Source organism: Parasphingopyxis marina, from assembly GCF_014237875.1.
Taxonomy (GTDB): domain Bacteria; phylum Pseudomonadota; class Alphaproteobacteria; order Sphingomonadales; family Sphingomonadaceae; genus Parasphingopyxis; species Parasphingopyxis marina.
Genome location: NZ_JACJVJ010000001.1, coordinates 23022 through 42440, shown reverse-complemented (window position 1 = coordinate 42440; position 19419 = coordinate 23022). Strand labels below are relative to the sequence as shown.

At 61.8% G+C, this 19419-nt stretch carries 14 protein-coding genes; 5 read left to right on the top strand and 9 right to left on the bottom strand.

Annotated elements, in window-relative coordinates; all coding sequences use genetic code 11:
- Nucleotides 1-10: 10 nt before the first annotated feature.
- Genes H6P80_RS00165 through H6P80_RS00155 form a run of 3 tightly spaced genes read right to left on the bottom strand, consistent with a single transcriptional unit; the run spans nucleotide 11 to nucleotide 4604 of the window.
- Nucleotides 11-1366 carry an HlyD family type I secretion periplasmic adaptor subunit gene (locus H6P80_RS00165; RefSeq protein ID WP_185799345.1) on the bottom strand — a complete coding sequence of 452 codons (1356 nt, stop codon included), beginning with the start codon at nucleotides 1364-1366 and terminating at the stop codon, nucleotides 11-13.
- Nucleotides 1363-3180, bottom strand: coding sequence for a type I secretion system permease/ATPase (locus H6P80_RS00160; RefSeq protein WP_185799344.1), 1818 nt, complete (start codon nucleotides 3178-3180; stop codon nucleotides 1363-1365). Before H6P80_RS00160 ends, H6P80_RS00165 begins: the two co-directional genes overlap by 4 nt.
- The gene (locus tag H6P80_RS00155; RefSeq protein WP_185799343.1) at nucleotides 3177-4604 is read right to left on the bottom strand and encodes a TolC family protein; all 1428 of its coding nucleotides are present in this window, start codon (nucleotides 4602-4604) and stop codon (nucleotides 3177-3179) included. Before H6P80_RS00155 ends, H6P80_RS00160 begins: the two co-directional genes overlap by 4 nt.
- 181 nt (nucleotides 4605-4785) lie before the next feature.
- Between H6P80_RS00155 and H6P80_RS00150 the strand changes: the two genes are divergently transcribed.
- The 5 genes from H6P80_RS00150 to H6P80_RS00130 all read left to right on the top strand — a co-directional run bounded on the left by H6P80_RS00150 (nucleotide 4786) and on the right by H6P80_RS00130 (nucleotide 12212).
- Nucleotides 4786-5997, top strand: a complete 1212-nt coding sequence (locus H6P80_RS00150) for a glycosyltransferase family 4 protein (protein WP_185799342.1) — start codon at nucleotides 4786-4788, stop codon at nucleotides 5995-5997.
- Between the two features lie 130 nt (nucleotides 5998-6127).
- The gene (locus tag H6P80_RS00145; protein ID WP_185799341.1) at nucleotides 6128-9229 is read left to right on the top strand and encodes a S8 family serine peptidase; all 3102 of its coding nucleotides are present in this window, start codon (nucleotides 6128-6130) and stop codon (nucleotides 9227-9229) included.
- A gap of 196 nt (nucleotides 9230-9425) precedes the next feature.
- Entirely contained in the window at nucleotides 9426-10790 is a 1365-nt protein-coding gene (locus H6P80_RS00140; RefSeq protein ID WP_185799340.1) for an MFS transporter, read from the top strand.
- Nucleotides 10790-11818, top strand: coding sequence for a methyltransferase (locus H6P80_RS00135; RefSeq protein ID WP_185799339.1), 1029 nt, complete (start codon nucleotides 10790-10792; stop codon nucleotides 11816-11818). Before H6P80_RS00140 ends, H6P80_RS00135 begins: the two co-directional genes overlap by 1 nt.
- A 1-nt stretch (nucleotide 11819) precedes the next feature.
- Nucleotides 11820-12212, top strand: a complete 393-nt coding sequence (locus H6P80_RS00130; RefSeq protein WP_185799338.1) for a nuclear transport factor 2 family protein — start codon at nucleotides 11820-11822, stop codon at nucleotides 12210-12212.
- Here H6P80_RS00130 and H6P80_RS00125 read toward each other — a convergent pair.
- Genes H6P80_RS00125 through H6P80_RS00100 form a run of 6 tightly spaced genes read right to left on the bottom strand, consistent with a single transcriptional unit; the run spans nucleotide 12209 to nucleotide 19393 of the window.
- Nucleotides 12209-13012, bottom strand: a complete 804-nt coding sequence (locus H6P80_RS00125; protein WP_185799337.1) for a nuclear transport factor 2 family protein — start codon at nucleotides 13010-13012, stop codon at nucleotides 12209-12211. The genes H6P80_RS00130 and H6P80_RS00125 overlap by 4 nt on opposite strands.
- Before the next feature lie 23 nt (nucleotides 13013-13035).
- On the bottom strand, nucleotides 13036-14529 hold the full coding sequence (locus H6P80_RS00120; protein ID WP_185799336.1) for an aldehyde dehydrogenase family protein: 1494 nt from the start codon (nucleotides 14527-14529) through the stop codon (nucleotides 13036-13038).
- Between the two features lie 4 nt (nucleotides 14530-14533).
- Nucleotides 14534-14917 carry a YybH family protein gene (locus H6P80_RS00115; protein WP_185799335.1) on the bottom strand — a complete coding sequence of 128 codons (384 nt, stop codon included), beginning with the start codon at nucleotides 14915-14917 and terminating at the stop codon, nucleotides 14534-14536.
- Complete coding sequence (locus H6P80_RS00110; RefSeq protein ID WP_185799334.1) at nucleotides 14914-16560, bottom strand: GMC family oxidoreductase; 1647 nt, start codon at nucleotides 16558-16560, stop codon at nucleotides 14914-14916. The genes H6P80_RS00115 and H6P80_RS00110 overlap by 4 nt, the downstream gene beginning before the upstream one ends.
- A complete protein-coding gene (locus tag H6P80_RS00105) occupies nucleotides 16557-17933 on the bottom strand; it encodes a spinster family MFS transporter (RefSeq protein ID WP_185799333.1) in 1377 nt (458 codons plus the stop codon). The genes H6P80_RS00110 and H6P80_RS00105 overlap by 4 nt, the downstream gene beginning before the upstream one ends.
- A gap of 5 nt (nucleotides 17934-17938) precedes the next feature.
- A complete protein-coding gene (locus H6P80_RS00100; protein ID WP_185799332.1) occupies nucleotides 17939-19393 on the bottom strand; it encodes a carotenoid oxygenase family protein in 1455 nt (484 codons plus the stop codon).
- Between the last annotated feature and the right edge of the window lie 26 nt (nucleotides 19394-19419).

The following is a 19419-nucleotide window of genomic DNA, read 5'->3' as shown; positions in this document are numbered from 1 at the left end:
CTGTTTCGGTCTATTCGCGGAGTGCGCTGCGGCCGAGCCGCGTGATTGGGGTCAGGATATAACCGAGGATCGACTGCTTGTCGCCCAACAGGCTGACCTCGGTGGTCATGCCCGGCCCGATCGTTACCGGATCGCCGTTTCCGTCGAACAGTTCGCCGCGCGTCACCACGCGAACAGTGTAAAAAGTTGCCCCGCTGCGTTCTTCCTCGAACGTGTCGGGCGATATGGTGACGACGGTTCCTTCGAGACGGCCGTAAACGGTCGCGTCATAGGCGGTAATGCCGACCCGCGCCACCTGTCCGATCCGAATCTGACCGATATCGCTGGGCCGTACAGCCGCTTCGATGACCAAGCCCTCTTCGGACGGCACGATTTCGGCTATCGGTTCGCCGGCGCGTACGGTGCCTCCGACAGTGGCCGTGAAGACGCGATTGACGCGGCCGGTGAGCGGCGCTCGAACCACCGATCGCTCGACCCGATCCTGAAGCGCGGGCATACGCCGCCGCAATGCGGCTCGTTCGGTCTGGACCCTGGCCAGTTCGTCGGCGGCGATCGAGCGCCATTCCTGCCGATTTTGCACGGCGGTAGCCTGATACTCGGATACCGAAGCCTGGGCGCGTGACAGCGTCGCCATCGCGGCCTGCACTTCGCTTGCGGCGATGGCGGCCGCATCCTCTGCGCGAATCAGCGAGAGCCGCGGCTCGATCCCGCGCTCGACAAGGGGGCGGAGGATATCGACCTCATGTCGGGCGGCGGAAAGCGAAGCGTTGCGCGCGGCGAGCATCGACCGCGCTTCCGATACTGCGCGGTGCGTCTGGCTGATGCGCGCCTGGGAGGCGGCGTTGAGGCTTTGCAACTGCTCGGTCCGCGCAGCGTAGAGCGCGCGCTCGATCGCGATCTGTTCGGCGTCGGACTGGCTTGCCGGAGCGGGAAATCGGGGCGGTCGGCCGGTGATCTCGGCGGACAGGCGAAGCATGCGTAAATTGAGCGCGGTCAGCTGTGCGCGGTTCGATCCCAGCTCCGATCCCGACATTGTCGTGTCGAGTTCGACCAGCGCGTCGCCGAGTTCGACGGTGTCGCCGACATTGACATGGATCCGCGAGACGATTCCGCCTTCGAGATTGGACGCGACCTGCATGCGCGAACTGGGAATGACGCGGCCCTGCGCCCGCACTGTGCGGTCGACCTCGGTTAGCGCGGCCCAGATCAAGAAAAGCAGAAAAAATCCGACGATCAGCCAGAGCAGCAGATTCGATGCCCGGCTGGGATTGAGCCGCGCGCCGAGAGTGTCGAGGAAATACTCATCCTCCGGTTCGGCCTCGATCTGGGGCGTGTCGCCCTGATTACGATTGTCGATGTCGCTCATTTCTCGTCCTGCACCGAGCTGATGACGTCGGAAGGCGGGGGCGTGTCCGGCTTTTTACGTCCGCTCCGGGTCGCGACTATCTTGGAAGAGGCTTGGCCCGTACCCTGGATCTTTTCGAGCACCGCATCGCGAGGGCCGTCGGCAACGACCCGTCCGCCGTCGAGCAAGATGATCCGGTTGACGAGCCGCATCATTGGCGGCCGATGTGTAACCAATATCAGCGTCTTGCCTGCCATTTCCTTCTCGAGCCGCTCGAGCAGCGCCGCCTCGGTTTGGGCATCCATGGCGCTGGTCGGTTCGTCGAGCACGAAGACCGGCGGGCGTCCGGCGATCGCCCGTGCAATTGCGATCGACTGGCGCTGCCCGCCCGAAAGCCCTTCGCCGCGGTCGGCGAGGCGAAGGTCATATCCATTGGTAATCTTGCCCATGAACTGATGGGTGCCGGATATTGTCGCGGCGCGAACGATCTCGCTGTCATCGACATCCGCGCGGCCAAGGCCGATATTCTCGCGAACCGTTCCGGAAAGCAGAACGCTCTCCTGCAGGGCTGCACCGACATGTTCGCGCAGCTTGTGTGGTTCGAGCTGACGGATGTCGATACCATCGATCATGACGAGGCCGTCTTCCGGCGGGAAGAGCCCAAGTACCAGCCGCGCGACGGTGGATTTGCCGGAACCCACCCGGCCTAGCAGCGCGACCCGCTCACCCGGCTTTATTGAAAAGCTGATATTGTGGAGCGCGCGCTCGGCTGCGTCCGGATAGCGGAAACTGACATCCTTGAACTCGATCGCACCCTTGATCTCCTTCAGTGAAAGGGCTCCGGTTTCCGGCCCCTCGGAGGGCACCTGCATCACCTCGTTAATCTGGCGATAGGCGGTGCGCGTCATGGTGATGCGCGAGAGCAGCGAGGCGATCTGCCCGAGCGGGGCGACGCAGCGGCCGGACAATATCGAGCAGGCGATCAGCCCGCCGAGTGAGAGCGACTGGCTCTGGATCATGTTGACGCCGATAATGACGACGCCGGCATAGGACAGCATCTGGGCCGCTGCGGCGGCGTTGACGCTGATCGCGCCGACCAGTCTTTGCCGGAGCGAGAAGTCCGAATGCTGGCGGATCGATTCCAGCCAGCGTTTCGAAAGGAGATCGCCGGCGCTCGTCGCCTTCACGGTCTCGAGCCCGCCAATGGTTTCGACGAGCACGGTCTGCTTGAGCAGTCCTTGGGTCATTGCCTTGCGCGACATCCGATCGAGCGCGGGCTGGGTGGCGAGGCCGACGCCGATCACGATCGGCACCAGGATAGCGGGGACGAGGACGACCGGTCCGCCGATCAGGAAGATCACCAGCAAGGTCAGGAGGATGAACGGAACGTCGACGATCGCGGTAATGGTTGCCGATGCGAAGAAATCGCGCAGCGTTTCAAGTTCGCGCATCAGCCCGGTCAGCATCCCGGTCGACCCCTTTTTGAGATCGAGTCTGATCCGCAGCATCCGCTGGAAGATCGTGTCCCCAATCTCCTTGTCGATCTGCGCGCCCGCGATATCCAGGAAATAGGCCCGTAGCGTACGCAGCACGAAATCGAACACGATGACGATGAACAGTCCGATCGATAGCGCGATCAGCGAGGCTGTCGCGTTGTTGGGGACGACCCGGTCGTAGACGGTCATCGTGAACAGCGATGTTGCGAGCCCGAAAATATTGATCATCATGGCTGCGCACGCGACCTTGAAATAGGTCGATTTGTTGGCGAGCATCGGTTCGGCCAGCCAATTCGCGAACCGGCCTTCGCGTTCTGGAATAATCGTTTCCTCGGTCATCGCGGTTCCGCCAGGGTGCCGGGATCGATGTCGAGCGCCGAAAGCAGCCTGCCGGTACGGGCGAGCAGCAGATAATGGGCCACGTCATATTCGTTGACCGTGCGCAGATAGCTGTTCGCGGCAGCAAAAAACGTGTCTTCCGCGCTGATGACCTCGAACAGCGAACCGCGCGAATAGCGGAAACGTTCAAGGACCACGTCGCGTGACTGGCGGCCCGCGAAATAGGCATCGCTCGCTGCGCCCAGCTGGTCCTCAAGCGCATTGAGATCGGTCCAGGCTATCACGGCCTGGCGTACCGCTTCCTCCCGGATCCCGGCCGCGCGCGCTTCGGCGCCTCGTGCGCGCGCTGCGGCACCGTCGGCGCGGGCGTCGCCGCCGCCGAAAAAGCGGTGGCGGACCGTTATCGTGCCTCGAACGTCATAATCGTTGTCGTTTTCGAAAATGCCGAAGCGGCCGCCTTCGACCCCGGCGGTGACGGTCGGCAGCGTTTCCGCGCGCGCCGCGCGCGCTTCCTGCAGTGCCGCCCGGGCGTCGGCCGCCGCGATATCGACCTGAGGGTTGGCGAGCGCGGCCGACTGAACGGCTTCCATACTCGCGAATCTCCCGCCGATAAGAGGGGCCCGGGTCAGGCCCCGGGGTGCCGGCGCGCCGAAGAAATCGATATAGCGGACCTCAGCATTTGCGAGCTCGCGCCGCGCGCCGGCGAGCTGCGTCTCGATATTGGCGATATAGCTGTCGATCTGTGCGAGATCACCGGCGGCGGACACGCCGCGGGATATCCGTTCCTGCAACGCTTCGCGCAGCGTTTCGTAATTTTCGAGCACCTGACCGGCAAGCATGACGAGCGAACGATAGGCGAAGACGTCGTACCAGGCCGCAATCGCGCGCAGGGCGACCTGCTCGGCCTGATTTTCGAGTTCGTGGCTTGCCGAGATGATCCGTTGGCGTGCGGCGGCGATCCGCATCGAAGCCGCCCCGAAATCGAGAACCCTTTGCTGGAGGCTGAAGGTCGCGTCGGTGCGGCTCGTCGATCGCGAGCGTTCGATGAGATTGTCGGGATCGTTGGAGAATTCTCTTGCAAAGGACGTGCGCGTGGACACTCCCAGGTCGAGTGTCGGGAACAGGTCGGATCGCGCCTCCCGCCGTGCCGCCTCGGCCTCGTCGCGGAGCGCGCGCGCCTGATCGATCCGGGTGTTGCGCCGTACGGCATCGCCCAGCTGTTGCCGGAACAGCGCCGTTTCCGCGGTCTCGTTCAGATGCCGGACGATCGGATCGTCGTCGAAACGTTCGTTGAGCGGATCGGCGACCGGTTCCGCGAGCCTGAACGACGGTAAGGGGCTGGGGTCGGTGATCGGTGTCTGTGCGTATATGGCTGTCGCCGTCGCAAGCATTATTCCGCCCAGTCCCACTTTCCGATAGGTCACTCTTGTACTCGACAATAGTTTATACGCCTGTTCCCGGCCGCAGGGTTCAAGATTGGAACGGAGTGGGGCATCTTGGCTCTTTCAGGCGTTCCGTTTAGTCGGCCGCGTCGATATCGTCGCGGCTCGGGATTGATAGAAAGGTTTAAAGCTTGCGTCATAAAACCAGCGGAAATGGCCTAGCATGAAGATACTCTTCATTCATCAGAACATGCCGGGCCAATTCAAATATCTTGCGCCGGAACTCGCGAAAAATCCGAATAACACAATCGCCTTTCTCACCAAGCGTGAAGACGTCACGATCCCTAACGTCCTCAAGCTCCAGTATAAAGAGCCAAAACCGTCAAGCGTGCAAACCCATCAATATCTGCACAGGCTCGAAAATGCAGTGCGCTATGGCCAACAGGTCGCTCGGGGACTGATCGAACTGCAACGCAAGGATTTCGTTCCCGATCTGATCATCGCCCATCCGGGCTGGGGTGAGGCGCTTTATTGCAAGGACGTCTTTCCGGCGGTGCCGCTGATCAACTATTGCGAATTCTTCTACCGGGGGCGCGGGCTCGACGTCGATTTCGATCCCGAGATGCCTGCCGATATCGATTCCATCTGCCGCACACGGACGCGGAGCAGCGGGCTACTGCTAAGCCTTGAAGCCTGCGACATAGGCGTCAGTCCGACCGAATGGCAAAAGAGCACGCATCCCGAACCCTATCTCGACCGGATACGCGTCATTTTCGACGGTATCGACACGGATCGCCTTGCGCCCAATTCGGAAGCCTCAATCGCGCTTGGCGATGGCCGAAGGTTGACCCGCGAAGACAAAGTTCTGACCTTCGTCGCCCGCAATCTCGAACCCTATCGCGGCTATCATATTCTGGCCCGGGCAATCCCCGAAATCCAGCGCCTCCAGCCGGAAGCGCATCTGGTGATCGTCGGCGGCGACGAGGTAAGTTACGGCGCGCCACCGCAGAACGAGCGCTTCGAGACGTGGCGCGAACAGATGGATGCCGAAGTCGAATATGACGCCTCGCGCGTCCATTTCCTCGGTCGAGTGCCCTATGCGCGCTACATGGCAATTCTGCAGAGCTCGAGGGCGCATATCTATCTTACCTATCCCTTTGTGCTCAGTTGGTCCTGTTTCGAGGCGATGGCGTGCGGTGTCCCGATCATCGGCAGCCGGACGGCGCCGGTGGAAGAGGTCGTGACGCATGAAGAGCAGGGGCTGCTGTTCGATTTCTTCGATCCCGAAGAGCTCGCACGCCAAGCCGATATCTTGTTGAAAGATCCCGGGCTGGCAGCCGAGCTGGGCGCAAATGCGCGCAGCCGGATCGTGGAACGGTACTCGCTGCCTGATGCATTGGAGAAGTGGAAGGCGCTGGTCGAAAGCTGCGGGTAACCCTTTGTCCAGGGTGACTGCCCATTGTCTTGTGGCGGTCACCTGCATCCGATATCGTAACACAGGGCCGCTAGAAAACGTTGGCGCGATGCTTTGCAGCATTTCGCATTCCGCGACGAGGGGACACGGAATGGCTGATATTCCTTTTGAAACCAATGGCGATGGTCGGGAGGCCAAACGGTCGGAGGACGATAGATCGGAAGAGTTCGATCTCGGCCGGCTAAGCCAGCAATGGCTGGGCACACCGGAATATTCCGCCCCCGATATCTCTGTTCCCCGCCTCTCCGGTCCGGACGATTCCGCTCCTGATCTCACCCTGCCGGATCTGCGATATACCGACCTTCCAGGCCCCCACTCCGCGGGGCCGGGACTGGCCGCATTGTCGCCGGGGGGCGGCGGCGTAGAGGGCGGTCCCGCCCCCTTCATGCAAAGCCTGATGGTCTCCAAGGCATCGATCCTCGATGGATCGCTCCGCGCGCTTTCTGCCTTTGGTACGGGATTGCAATCATACACGGCGTCCACGGCGCAGGCTGCGCTGCAGACGCTTTTCCCGAGCCTCGCCTTTACCGGCGATATGGTGGTGGTCGATATCGCCGCCGAAGATCCCGCCGCGGCTCTGGCGGCACTCGAAGCGCTGGGTCTGCAAAAAGGCTCCATGTTCGGCAATATCGTGTCAGGGCTGCTGCCGGTGGCGTCGATTTCGGCGCTTGAGGCGATCGACGGACTTCGTTTTGCGCAAGCGTCCCAGATGGTCACGCGCGGGGGATCAACCACGAACCAGGCCGATTCCGCGCTGACCGCCGACGATGTGCGCGGCGATTTCGCGCTCGACGGAACTGGCATCGGCATTGGCGTGCTGTCCGACAGTTTCAACGATCTTGGTGGCTATGCGACCGATATCGGTACAGGCGATCTTCCGGCGGGCATCATCGTGCTTGACGATTCCACGGTTGGCGAGACCGACGAAGGTCGAGCCATGCTTCAGATCGTCCACGATATCGCGCCAGGTGCCGATCTCTATTTTCACACTGCTTTCACAGGCATCGCGGCATTTGCTCAGGGCATCATCGACCTCGCCAATGCCGGCGCGACGGTCATCGTCGACGATGTCGGCTATCTGAACAGCCCGATGTTCCAGGACGGCATCATCTCGCAGGCGGTCGATACGGTCACGGCCGGCGGCGCCTTCTATTTTTCTGCGGCCGGCAACAGCGCAGACGATTCCTACGAATCCGCCTTTACCGCTTCCGGCGTGACGGAGGTCAATTTCGGCGGCGAGCTGCACGATTTCGATCCCACGGCCGGTGTCGATACCAGCCTGACCTTCGAGCTCGGAGCCGGCGAATCGATCCAGCTCAGCTTCCAATGGGATCAGCCCTTTTTCTCGGTGTCGGGTGGAGCAGGATCGCAAAGCGATGTCGATATCGTTATCTACGAAGCCGGGACGACCAACATTATCGGCGGTTCGTTCGACAATAATCTTGGCGGCGATGCGGTCGAAATTTTCACCTTCACGAACACGACCGGCGCCACCGCGCAATTTGATCTGGGGATCGTGCTGTTCAGCGGCGCCGCGCCCGGCTTGATGAAGTTCGTCGATTTTGTCGGCGATGCCAATTGGCTCGAATATGATGTCGATGCTTCGACGGTTTTTGGTCATCCCAATGCGGACGGCGCCTTTGCGGTCGGTGCTTCGGCCTATTTCTTCACGCCGGAATTCGGGCAAAATCCGCCGCTTGCCAACAGCTACACGTCACTCGGCGGAACACCGATCCTGTTCGATATATTTGGGAACCGGTTAGCGACCGCCATCGACAGGATGAATGTCGATTTCGTCGCGGTTGACGGCGGCAATACGACCTTTTTTGGCAGCGACGTGGAGCCGGACGGCTTTCCCAACTTCTTCGGCACCTCGGCGGCCGCGCCAGCGGCCGCCGCTGTCGTGGCGTTGCTTCTCCAGGCGGCGCCCAATGCGACGTGGGCGCAGATCGACAGCGTGTTGAAGAGCACCGCGATCGACATGGAGGCGGCGGGCACCGACGCATTGACCGGGGCAGGGTTGATCCAGGCAGCGGCTGCTTTGCTCGCTCTACTCGACATCACCGACAATGACCTCAGGGGAACGGCAGGCGCTGACGATCTTTTTGCACTTTCCGGAAACGATACGCTGGACGGTTTGGGTGGTAACGACACGCTCGACGGCGGAGCCGGTGACGACTTCATTCGCGGCGGCAACGGTGCTGACAGCATTATCGGCGGTGCCGACAATGATTCCGTGATCGGCGGTTCGGGTGCCGACAATATCAGCGGCGATGACGGGAACGACACATTGCGCGGGGGGCGGGACGATGATTCCGTCAACGGTGGAAACGGCAATGACAGGCTATCCGGCGAAGCAGGCAATGACACGTTGGCCGGCGGCGATGGAAACGACACGCTGGCGGGATCGTCCGGCAACGACAGCATGGTCGGCGGCGCTGGGGACGACACCTATTTCCTGCAACAGGCGGGCGACGAGATCATCGAAGCGGCGGGCGAGGGCTGGGACCGCGTCTTCGTCTATCTCGACGGAATCACCGCGCCGGACAATGTCGAGGAGCTGCGGCTGGTCGGCCCGGTGGCGCGCGAAGGTTTTGGCAATGCGCTCGATAATATTTTGGCCGGCGGCGGCGGGTCCGACACGCTGCACGGCGGCGACGGCAACGACACGCTGGCCGGCAATGGCGGCGGCGACGAACTCCATGGCGATAATGGCGATGACCGGCTGCTGGGCTCGGACGGCGCGGACACCTTGTTCGGCGGCGCGGACAATGACCGGCTTCAGGGCGAAGCCGACAACGACATCCTCAACGGCGATGCGGGGGCCGATACGCTGTTCGGCGGCGCGGGTCGGGATACCTTGACCGGCGGGGGCGGCGCCGACCGCTTTGCTTTTGTCGATGGGGATTTGTCGGCGACGCTGAGCCAGACCGACAGGATCACCGATTTCAGTCAGGCAGAGAGCGATCGCATCCAGCTTGTCGGCATTGACGCCGACACGACAGTCGGCGGCACGCAGGATTTTACCTTTATCGGAACAGATGCCTTTTCCGGCGCTGCGGGCGAGCTGCGCTATCAGCAGATCGGCGGCGAAACGCGGATCTTCGGCGATACCGATGGCGACATGGTGGCCGACTTCGCTATCCGGATCGAGGATACTGTCACTCTCGTTGTGGGAGATTTTATACTTTAACGGCCGCTTCCGGCAACATATTCGAAGATGGTTTCCTGACGGAGAAATTCTTCCTCGGCCCCGGGGCTGTCCGCGATTTGGCTTGTGTCCCGCGGATTCGATTTGTTGATCTCGCAACAAAAACATGGCTTACTCGCGGCGCAAGCGGGCGTCGGGCATAGTTTCGTATCGAGAGCCCCGCAGAGGAGAGTAGCGAATGGCGCAATTCGACGTCGAGGCCTTTGTCGATCGGCAGAAAATCGGCCGGCCACAGCTGGCGGTGCTGCTCGTCTGTCTGCTCGTCTGCTTTATCGACGGCTTCGATATTTTCATGGTCGGCAAGATTGCCCCGGCGATCGCCGAAGGTTTCGGCGAGCCGGTAGAAGCCATGACCCTGCTCTTCCTTTGCCAGCAGATCGGCCTTGCCGTTGGCGCTTTCGTCGTCGCGCCGCTGGCGGACCGCTTCGGTCGGCGCTCCATGCTGATATTCGCCTGCGCGACCTTCGGTGCCGTCACCCTGGCGAGCGTTTATGCTCAGACGCTTTTCCAGCTGTCGATCATGCGCGGCATAGCGGGTGTCTTCATGTCGGCAGGCTTGCCGATGGCGCTGGCGATGATCTCGGAAGCGACGCCGAGGCACCGTCGCTCGACCTTCATCGCCATTGCGCTGGCCGGCTATTCGACGGGCAGCGCCGCATCGGGCGCCGTCGCTGCGTGGTTGATCGATATATATGGTTGGCAGAGCGGCTTCTGGATCGGTGGAATCGTACCAATCCTGTGCATTCCGCTATTGCTGTTCTTCGTTCCCGAATCGCTCAAATACCGAACCGAACGGAATCCGAAAGATCCCGGCATCGCGCGGACGATCCAGCGTATGGACCGCTCGGTCGTGCTGGCCGGCGACGAGGTTTTCGTGCTTGGGGAGGCGGACGGTACTGCGCGGAAGGCCAAGCTGCTCGATGTGTTCCTAGAGGGCCGCACATGGATGACGTCGATCCTGTGGGCCGCATGCTTCCTGAGCATGGCCAATATCGCATTGCTCGCCGCCTGGCTTCCGAGTTTTTTCCAGGAAATGGCGGGCATCCCGATCCAGCGCTTCGCGATCATAGCGCTGATCGCCTATGGCGGCGGCGTGGTCGGTACGTTGACGATCGGCTATCTTATGGACCGCATCCGCGCGACAACGCTGATTCCGTTTTACTATATCGGCATCTCGGTGGCGCTCTTCGCCATGGGCCAGGTATCGTTCGAGGCGCCGATCTTTATCGGCATTCTGCTCTTCTGGAGCTTCGCGCAAACCGGCGGGCAAGGCGGTCTCAACACGCTTATCACCCAAGTCTATCCGCCGCGCATGCGCTCGACCGCGCTGGGCTGGTCGGGCGGCGCCGGAAGGATCGGCGGCGTCATCTCGCCGATCTTCGGCGGCGTCGCTATCGCCCAGAATTTTTCGCTACAGCTGACGCTTACCTGCATCGCCGTCGTCCCGCTGATCGTTGCCGTGCTAGTCTTTATGCTCGGACGGAACAGTTATGCACGCCAGGCCGTGATAGCGTCGGTGGTTACACAGAGAGGAACGGCATAGTGAACAAGGAAACCGCGATCCTGTCGCCGGACAGGCAGGAATTGATGCATATGATCAGTGCGTGCTGGTCGACCAAAGTAATCGGTGAGGGGGTCCGTTTCGGCGTCTTCGACCAACTTGCCGAAGGGCCGAAAAGCGCGAGCGAGATCGCGGCTGTGGCCGGCGTGCAGACCGATGGCCTGCACCGTGTGATGCGGGCGCTCGCCGTGCTCGGTCTCTTGCAGCAGACCGACGAGCGGACCTTTGCGCTGACCGCGATCGGCCAGACTCTGCGGCGCGACCATCCGGATTCGTTGAGCGGCATGGCGCAACACTGGTCGGGCCGGCTCTGGGACGGGTTTACCGAACTCGGCCATGTCGTCGAAACGGGCGAGCCCTCGGTCGAGTCCGGTCCGGAGCATTTTGCCGAGATGCAGAATAACGATCCGGTACAGTCGGATATCTTCAACCGGGCCATGGCCGAGACAACGCTCAAGGTCGGGCATGTCGTTGCAGGGGCCTATGATTTCTCCCGTTTCGAGACGGCGATGGACGTTGGCGGCGGCTATGGCGCGCTGTTGATCGGTATCCTCGATGCCCATCCGCAATTAAAAGGTTGCGTGTTTGATCTCGAAGGGCTGGGCGAGCCCGGGAATCGCTATCGGAGCGAATTGGGTAAGGGGGATGCGATCGAGTTCCTGCCGGGCAGCTTCTTCGAGGCCGTGCCGGCCAAGGCGGATTGCCTGCTCCTCAAATATATCATCCACGATTGGGGCGACGAACATTCGCGCACCATCCTGCGCAATTGTCGCGAAGCGATCGACGAAAATGGCGTCGTTCTTCTGGTCGAACGGATCGTGCCCGACATCGTCGAACCCGCGGCGGGCACCTTGTCCGTGATCCAGGGCGATCTCGTGATGCTGCGCGTTGGCGGCAAGGAACGCACGGAATCGGAATATCGAACGTTGCTCGCCGAGTCCGGGCTGGAACTCACCGGTATTTTTCCGACGGATACCGAATTCTCGGTCATCGAGGCGAAGAGAGCCTGATATGAAACAGCCGGGTTCGCGCGCCTGGTTCGAAGCCTATCTTGCCGCCTTCAACGGCGACGATTTCGACGGCTTCGGCGCCTATTACGCAGACGACGTCGCCTTTCATGGCCGGGCGGCGACCCTGACCGGGCGCAACGCGATCCTCGATTTCTATCGCGGCGTGAAGGAACGGCTGGAAGAAAATCTGGAGCTGCTGACCTTTGTCGGTTCGCCGGACCGGGTAGCCGTCGAGGTTCGTACCACGCTTCGGCCCTATGAGGACTGGCTCGATTTCCCTACCGGACCGCTCAAGGCGGGCGAGTTACGGCAGAGCATAAATTTCGCTTTCTATGATATCGCAGACGGCAAGTTCACGCGTATCCGCTCGGCCGGTTTCGCACGGATCGCCTAAGTAAGACGTTCCAGTTCGCCGGCGCGCGCGACCTTGATCGACGAGATCAGGCCCTCGCGCAGGGTGTACAGCACGAAAACGCGGACCTCGACGGATTCGCCCTTGGCGAGCGGCGCAACGACGAATTCGGGCGAATCCTCCACCGCAGTGAACCGGCTGGTCGTGTCGCCGAATATCGCCTCGTCGTCCGCCAGCAGCTTGTGGATCGTCAGATGTTCGCGCACCCGCTGGAACATCGGCGTGTAGAAATCGATGATGCCCTGCTTGCCCTCTATCAGCGGCATGGTGCTGAGCTGGAGCGTGGCATCGTCGGTGTAGAATTGCGAATAGCGTTCATGGTCCGCGTTCGAGAAGGCGGAACCATAGGCCATGTAAGCGGCGACCTGGCTGGGATGGCCGCCAAGCTTGGGCAGCTTGGTCACGCCATATTCCGGCGCCCAGGTCATTGAGTTCAGCGCAGAAATCTTCTCGTCTTCCAGCCGGTAGGTGACGTGGAACTTCACGGTCACCGAATCGCCAGGATGGAGGTGGCCGAACGGAAAGTCCGGTCGCTCTTTGGTCGCATGGAAATCCATGTCGACATCGGCGAACAACATGTCGCCGTCGCGCGCCCAGTGCTGGACGCGCGGAACCTCGCGGACGCCGTCATGCGCCCAGTCGAGAAACTCCTTCAGCCCTTGCTTGCCGTGATGGATGCGCGTTCCGCCGGTGAAGACGAGATTGTCGTTGAAGAAACGATCGACGAGCGCTTCGTCGTCGCCTGTGCAGAAGACGCGGATATATTCGTTATAGTCGAACATCGATTTTCTCTCTCTCCAGCCGCCTAGAGCGCAACCGTCACGGCCTTGAGCTCGGTATAGGCCAAGATGCCAGCGCTGCCGTTTTCACGTCCCCAGCCCGATTGCTTGTAGCCGCCGAGCGGCATCGCCGGATCGACGCCGGAGCCGCCGTTGATCCGCACCGAACCCGCCTTCAATCGCTTGGCAAGCTTGAGCGCGTTGGAAATGTCACGCGTCCAGATTGCCGAGGACAGGCCATAGTCGGTCGCGTTGGCCTGTGCGGCGATGGCGTCGATCTCCTCGTCGCCGAAGCGCATCGCGCAGAGCACGGGGCCGAAAATCTCTTCGTCGACAACTTTCATCCCCGAGGCCGTGCCGGTCAGCACGGTCGGCTGGACGAAATAGCCCGAGCCGTCGATCCGCTCGCCGCCGACGGTGATTTCCGCGCCTTCACCCGCGCCGCTTTCGATATAGCCCATGACGCGCTCGAGCTGCTCCTGGCTGACCAGCGGGCCCATCTCGGTGCCCGGCGCAAGGCCGGCGCCGACCTGCAGGGATTTGGCACGCTCGACGATGCCGTCGATCACCTGATCGGCGATTTTCTCATGGACGAAGAGGCGCGATCCGGCGGCGCAGACCTGACCGGCATTGCCGAATATGCCCATCGCGGCGGCCGGGATCGCCTTGTCGAGATCGGCATCCTCGAAGATCACGGTGGGCGATTTGCCGCCGAGTTCGAGCGAAAGGCGCTTGAGGTTTCCGGTCGAGGCATGGACGATCGCCTTGCCGACCGAGGTCGAGCCGGTAAACGCGACTTTGTCGACATCGGGATGGGCCGCGAGTGCGGCGCCCGCCGTCTCGCCGAAACCTGTAACGATGTTGACGACGCCTTCGGGCAGCCCCGCTTCCTGCAGCAATTCGCCGAGAATCACGGCGCTGAGCGGCGTTTGTTCGGCGGGTTTCAGCACCACCGTGCAGCCCGCCGCGAGTGCGGGCGCGATCTTGGCCACCGCCATGATGAAGGGGAAATTCCACGGCACGATCGATCCGACCACGCCAACCGGCTCGCGCAGGGTGAAGGCGTGCCATTCGCCGGGCGAGGATGGGGTGAGCGTTTCTCCCGCGATTTTGGTCGCCCAGCCGGCGTTATATTTGAGGACGCCGGCGGCACCCATCACGCCGCCGAACTTCGCCATCATGAACGGCATGCCATTGTCGAGTGATTCGGTTAGCGCGATCCGTTCGCCATTGGCGACGATGAGATCGGCGAGCTTCAGCAAAATGTCTGCGCGCGCGGCAGGCGGGGTCGCGGCCCAGCCGGGAAAAGCGGCGCGGGCGGCCTTTACCGCCTCGTCGATATCCGCAGCGCCGCCCGAAGCGGCGCTTGCAAAAATCTCGCCGGTTGCCGGATCGACGACGTCGAAGGTTTCTCCGGAAACGGCGTCGACGAACTCGTTGGCGATGAAGAGCTTGCGCGCTCCGGCGCCAAGATCGTTGCGCAGCGCGCCAAGCGCATCAGAGGAAAAGGGTGCATTCATGGCTCTAGCCTTTCGAGCGGGTTGTGCGGATCTTCGTGAACTTGCCGTTCTCGCCGATCGTGTAGAAAATGAAGCTCTCGATGAAGATGCTCTCGCCCTTCTTCATCGGGCCGGCGATGAAATCTGGCCAGTCTTCGAGGGCCTTGAACTCGGTCTCTATAATGCAGGCAAGACCTTTGTCGTCGAGCACGACCTGCGTCACTTCGAGCGTTTCCTCCACCTTCGCGAAGACGCCGGTGTAGAAGTCGCGAATGCCCTGGCGGCCCTTAATGAAATGCTTTCCGCCGAGATCGAACTCGACATCCTCGTCATAATAGCTGGTGAAGGCATCGAAATCGCTGCGGTTGAACGCGCCGATATAATTTTCCAGCCAGTCTTCCTTGGTCATGCTGCAGCCTCTTTCAATGTGCGTGGGTCTTCGGCGGGGAGCGAGGGGCGCCCCAATATCAGGTCGGCGGCCTTTTCGGCGATCATGATCGTCGGGCCGTTGGTGTTGGCGCCAGGCACGGTCGGCATCACCGACGCGTCGACGACGCGCAAGCCCGCTACGCCGCGGACGCGTAATTGCGGGTCGCATACCGTGTCCGGCGAAGCGCCCATCGCGCAGGTGCCAACCGGGTGCTGGGTCACCATCGCGTTTTCGCGGATATAGGTGTCCAGCGCGGACGGATCGTCGAGTTCCGCGCCGGGCACGATTTCGCGGCCTGTAAACTCGGACTGGGGTGGTGTCGAATAGATGCGGCGGACGATCTCAATTCCGCGCCTCGCGGTTTCAAAATCCTCGGGCTCGGAAAAGATGTTCAGCGTCACCGCCGGGGAATCTCCGGGATCGGCGGAGCGCAGGCGTACCCAGCCCGCGCTGCGCGGGTGGAGCAGGATCACGTCCGCTGTCATCCGGTGTTCCTGCCGTTCGCCGAAACCCGGAAACCAGATTTTCGCGTCCATGCGGATCGGGTTCGCCCAGATCTGCAGATCGGGCTGGGCGAGGTCGGGCTGCGATTTCAGGATCGGATTGGCGCTGTTCACTTGGGTCGCGAACGCCCCCCTGCCGGTCAGCGCCCAGCGGATCACCGAAAGCGCGACCTTGTCAAACCGCAATTCGTTGAGGAAGCTCGCCGGCTTGCTCATGGCGAAATGCACAGGCACGCGCGGATGTTCTTGCAGGTTGCGGCCGACCATCGGCCGGTCGGCAACGGGTTCGATTCCATGTTCGCGCAGATGATCGCCGGGGCCGATTCCCGAAAGCATCAGCAATTGTGGAGAATTGTAACTGCCGCCACACAGGATCACTTCCTTTTCGGCGTGATACTGCTCGGTCTTGCCGTCGCGATGCACTTCGATGCCGGTTGCGCGGCCGTTCTCGATAACGACGCGCCGGGTCAGCGCACCGGTGACGACGGTCAGGTTCGGGCGGGCAAGGGCCGGGGTCAGATAGGCCCGTGACGTGCTGGCGCGGCGGCCTTTCTCGTCGATGGTCAGTTCGCCGCGGGCGAAGCCCTCTTCGACCTCTCCGTGGAGATCCTCGGTCGTGCCGAAGCCGGCGGCCTCGGCCGTCTGCATCAGCGGTTCATGAAGGAGGCGCGAAGTATCGACGGGCACCACGGGCAGGGGCCCGCTATCGCCATGATAGGGTCCCGCACCGCGCCAGCTCCGCTCCATCTTCTTGAAATAGGGGAGGACGTCGGCATGGCCCCAACCCTCGCAACCCATCTGCCGCCAGGTATCGAAATCGAGGCTGTGGCCGCGCATGAAGAACAGGCCGTTGATCGAGGAGGAGCCGCCGAGGACGCGGCCGCGCGGTATCGCTATCCGGCGATTGTTCAGGCTCGGCTCGGGCTCGGTCTCATAATGCCAAAGGAAATGCGGCGTCTTGTAGGCGCGCATGAAGCCCAGCGGCATGCGCAGCAGCCAGTGATTGTCCTTGCCGCCGGCTTCGACCAGCAAAACGCGATTCTTGGGATCCGCGCTCAGCCGGTTGGCGAGAACGCAGCCGGCCGAACCGGCGCCTACGATGATATAATCTGCCTTCATGCCAACTCATTCTGTGTCGTAAACCGGCGCGAGGCGAGAAAGAAATGCGTCGCGGCCCAGAGATAAAGCACCATACTGGTCATCAGGGCATAGCGCACGCCCTGCGCCGAGGCGCTTGCGCAATCGGCCGTCATGGCTTGGGCTGAGCAACTCGCCGCGAAGTCGCCAGCATAGAACATGCTGGCGTACAGGTCGCTGATAAAGCCCATCAGCGGCGGGCCCAGCCCGATTCCCAGTAACGAGGAGACGAAGAAGAAGACGAAAGCGGCTGTCGCGCGCATCCGGGCGGTCACCATATTCTGGAAGGCGACAAGCGTCGGAATCTGATGGAAGAAGAGGCTGGCGCCGCCGAATATCTGGAAAAAGAGACCGAGACGCGGATCGCCAACCCAATAGCCGAGCAGATAGAAGGGCACCGCCATGGCTACGCCGGTCGCCGGCAAGAGTCCGTACCAGCGAGGCGACCGCCGACCGATAAAATCGATCGTGAAGCCGCCGAACACGAAGCCGGCAGACGCGGCGACGCCGGTGAGGATCGCGATATAAACCGCTGCTTGGTCGAGTGGCAGATCGTGAACGCGCATGAAGAAGGGCGTGACGAAAGCGCCGCCGCCGAACAGGCCCATCGTCACCAGCGCCAGCGCGATGATCATGTGGCGGAATTCGGGGCGCAGCCACATCATTTTCAACACGGCGCTGAAGGAGGGCGGGCGCTCACCTTTGGCAGGCGGGATTTCGTCGCACATGCCGCGTTCCGGTTCCCGCAAGGTCAGCCGGAACAGCAGCGCCACGATGAGGCCCGGGCCGGCTATCGCCATAATCGCGACCCGCCAGCCATAATGATGGGCGAGCCAGCCGGCGGCGAGGGCGCCGCAGAAGGACCCAACCGGCGCGCCCAGCTTCATGATGGTCATCGCCCGGCCGCGTTGATGGGCCGGGAAATGATCGCCGAGCAGCGAGACGCTGGGTGACTGAACTCCAGCCTCGCCGATACCGACGCCGATGCGGCACAGAAAAAGCTGAGTGAAATTGCCGGCCATGCCGCACAGCGCGGTAAAGCCCGAAAAGAGCGCCACTGAAACCGAAATGATCGTGATTCGGCTGTGCCGCTCGGCGAGTCGCGCGATCGGCAGCCCGAGTACCGAATAGAGGATGGCGAAGCCGAGCCCGCTCAGCATTCCGAGCTGGAAGTCGGAGAGCCCGAGATCTTCCTTGATCGGTTGGGCCAAGGTCTGGACGATGACCCGGTCGACATAGCCAAAAGCCGCCGTCAGCAGGACAAGCGTCAATAGCCACCCACGATAGAGCGGCCCGAAGCGCGGGGTTGCGCTTCGGGCCGTATCGGCGGGAGAGGGCGCGGCGCCCGTCGCCAAGGGCTCTATACCGCCTGCAATTTGAAATTGTAGCGGCCGGTCGTGAACGCTTCTTCCGGCACCCAGGTGCCGTGGAAGGTCGCCCTGACGCGGACCGGCAGTTTGAGCAGTGCTACCGGCCCCGCTTCGACATTCTGCGCATCGAGAACGGCCAGATCGCTGCGGACTCGCGAAACGCGGCACACCGGCACAAGCAACCAGCCATCGCCTTCAGCCGAATCCGGAGAACGCGGCACGAATTGCGCTTCCTGCACGGTATCGCCGGGGCCGGGCTTCCAGACATGGAGCTCGCCGGTTTCGAGATTGATATGGCCCGTGCCGCTCGATCCGTCCATTCCGCGTACGATGCAATAGCCGTGCTTATAGGGACGGCCCTGATAGCGGTCGTCGGTGCGAGGCATTTCGCAGGGCACATTAAGCAGCCGCTCGATCTCATAACTATCGTCATTGCGCTCGAGATCGAAGGTCAGCCGGGTCAGGAAGGGTGGTACTTCGGGCGTGATTTCGCCGCTTGGTGTGGGAAAGAAATCGAAGCAATTGCCGTCATAATAGCACAGGTCGAGCATCACCTTGCTGCCCTCGCGGGTCGCATTCATCATATGGCCGGCGGTGGCGTTGGGCCCTTTGAACCAGCGAATATCCTCAGCCTTGCCGTAGCGCGGCACGAGGGCGACATGGGTCGGCTTGTCGGGGTGATATTCGTAATAGGCGCCGCCTTCTTTTACATGATCGAGATCGGTCATCATCGGGAAGAAGGGGAAGATCACCCATTCGTCGGTGATCGCGAAATCGTGGACCATGCCGGGATAGGGCATCTCGAACCAGATTTCGTTAACCAGCTTGCCGTCCGGCCCGAACACGTAAAAGGCGATGTCCTTCGTCGCGTCGCCCTTTGCCTGATAGGAGAAGCCGAGCAGTTCGTCGGTAACCGGATCGACCTTCGGATGCGCGGTAAAGCTCACCGATCCGATCTGGCCGTCCATATCGGACTTGCCGATCGTCGCCAGCGTTTCCGGGTCGATCTCATAGGGGAGATCGTCTTCCTTCAGCGCATAGAGATGGCCGGCATGGAACATCGCGGTCGTGTTGCCCGTGCCCATGGACACGCTGTGATCGACACTGGGATCGTTGGTGTAACGGTTACGGTAGCGGCCGAAGAGGCTGCGTTTCGCGTCCTTCTGCATTTCGTAGCGCGTCGTTTGCACCCAGCGGTTCACATAGTCGACCTGCTGATCCTTGAAGCGGAACATGTGCATCATGCCCTCGCCGTCGATAAAGATATCGTCGGTCCGTCCCGATGGATATTGGCGATCGGCGCCTACCTTGTAGAGCGCGCCTTCCAGATCGGCCGGGATCTCGCCCTCAATCAGCTCGAGACCCCGGATGGTGCATTCGGTACGCATCGGTTCGCCCCAACCTTCATAGAGTTCGACTTCGGGAAATTTGACCGGTTCAACCATGGGGTTCTCCTTCGATTTTCGGGGCA

Coding starts and splice junctions, on each gene's coding strand:
- H6P80_RS00165 (WP_185799345.1), bottom strand. CDS start 1,366: ATGAGCGACATCGACAATCGTAATCAGGGCGACACGCCCCAGATCGAG.
- H6P80_RS00160 (WP_185799344.1), bottom strand. CDS start 3,180: ATGACCGAGGAAACGATTATTCCAGAACGCGAAGGCCGGTTCGCGAAT.
- H6P80_RS00150 (WP_185799342.1), top strand. CDS start 4,786: ATGAAGATACTCTTCATTCATCAGAACATGCCGGGCCAATTCAAATAT.
- H6P80_RS00145 (WP_185799341.1), top strand. CDS start 6,128: ATGGCTGATATTCCTTTTGAAACCAATGGCGATGGTCGGGAGGCCAAA.
- H6P80_RS00140 (WP_185799340.1), top strand. CDS start 9,426: ATGGCGCAATTCGACGTCGAGGCCTTTGTCGATCGGCAGAAAATCGGC.
- H6P80_RS00130 (WP_185799338.1), top strand. CDS start 11,820: ATGAAACAGCCGGGTTCGCGCGCCTGGTTCGAAGCCTATCTTGCCGCC.
- H6P80_RS00125 (WP_185799337.1), bottom strand. CDS start 13,012: ATGTTCGACTATAACGAATATATCCGCGTCTTCTGCACAGGCGACGAC.
- H6P80_RS00120 (WP_185799336.1), bottom strand. CDS start 14,529: ATGAATGCACCCTTTTCCTCTGATGCGCTTGGCGCGCTGCGCAACGAT.
- H6P80_RS00115 (WP_185799335.1), bottom strand. CDS start 14,917: ATGACCAAGGAAGACTGGCTGGAAAATTATATCGGCGCGTTCAACCGC.
- H6P80_RS00110 (WP_185799334.1), bottom strand. CDS start 16,560: ATGAAGGCAGATTATATCATCGTAGGCGCCGGTTCGGCCGGCTGCGTT.
- H6P80_RS00100 (WP_185799332.1), bottom strand. CDS start 19,393: ATGGTTGAACCGGTCAAATTTCCCGAAGTCGAACTCTATGAAGGTTGG.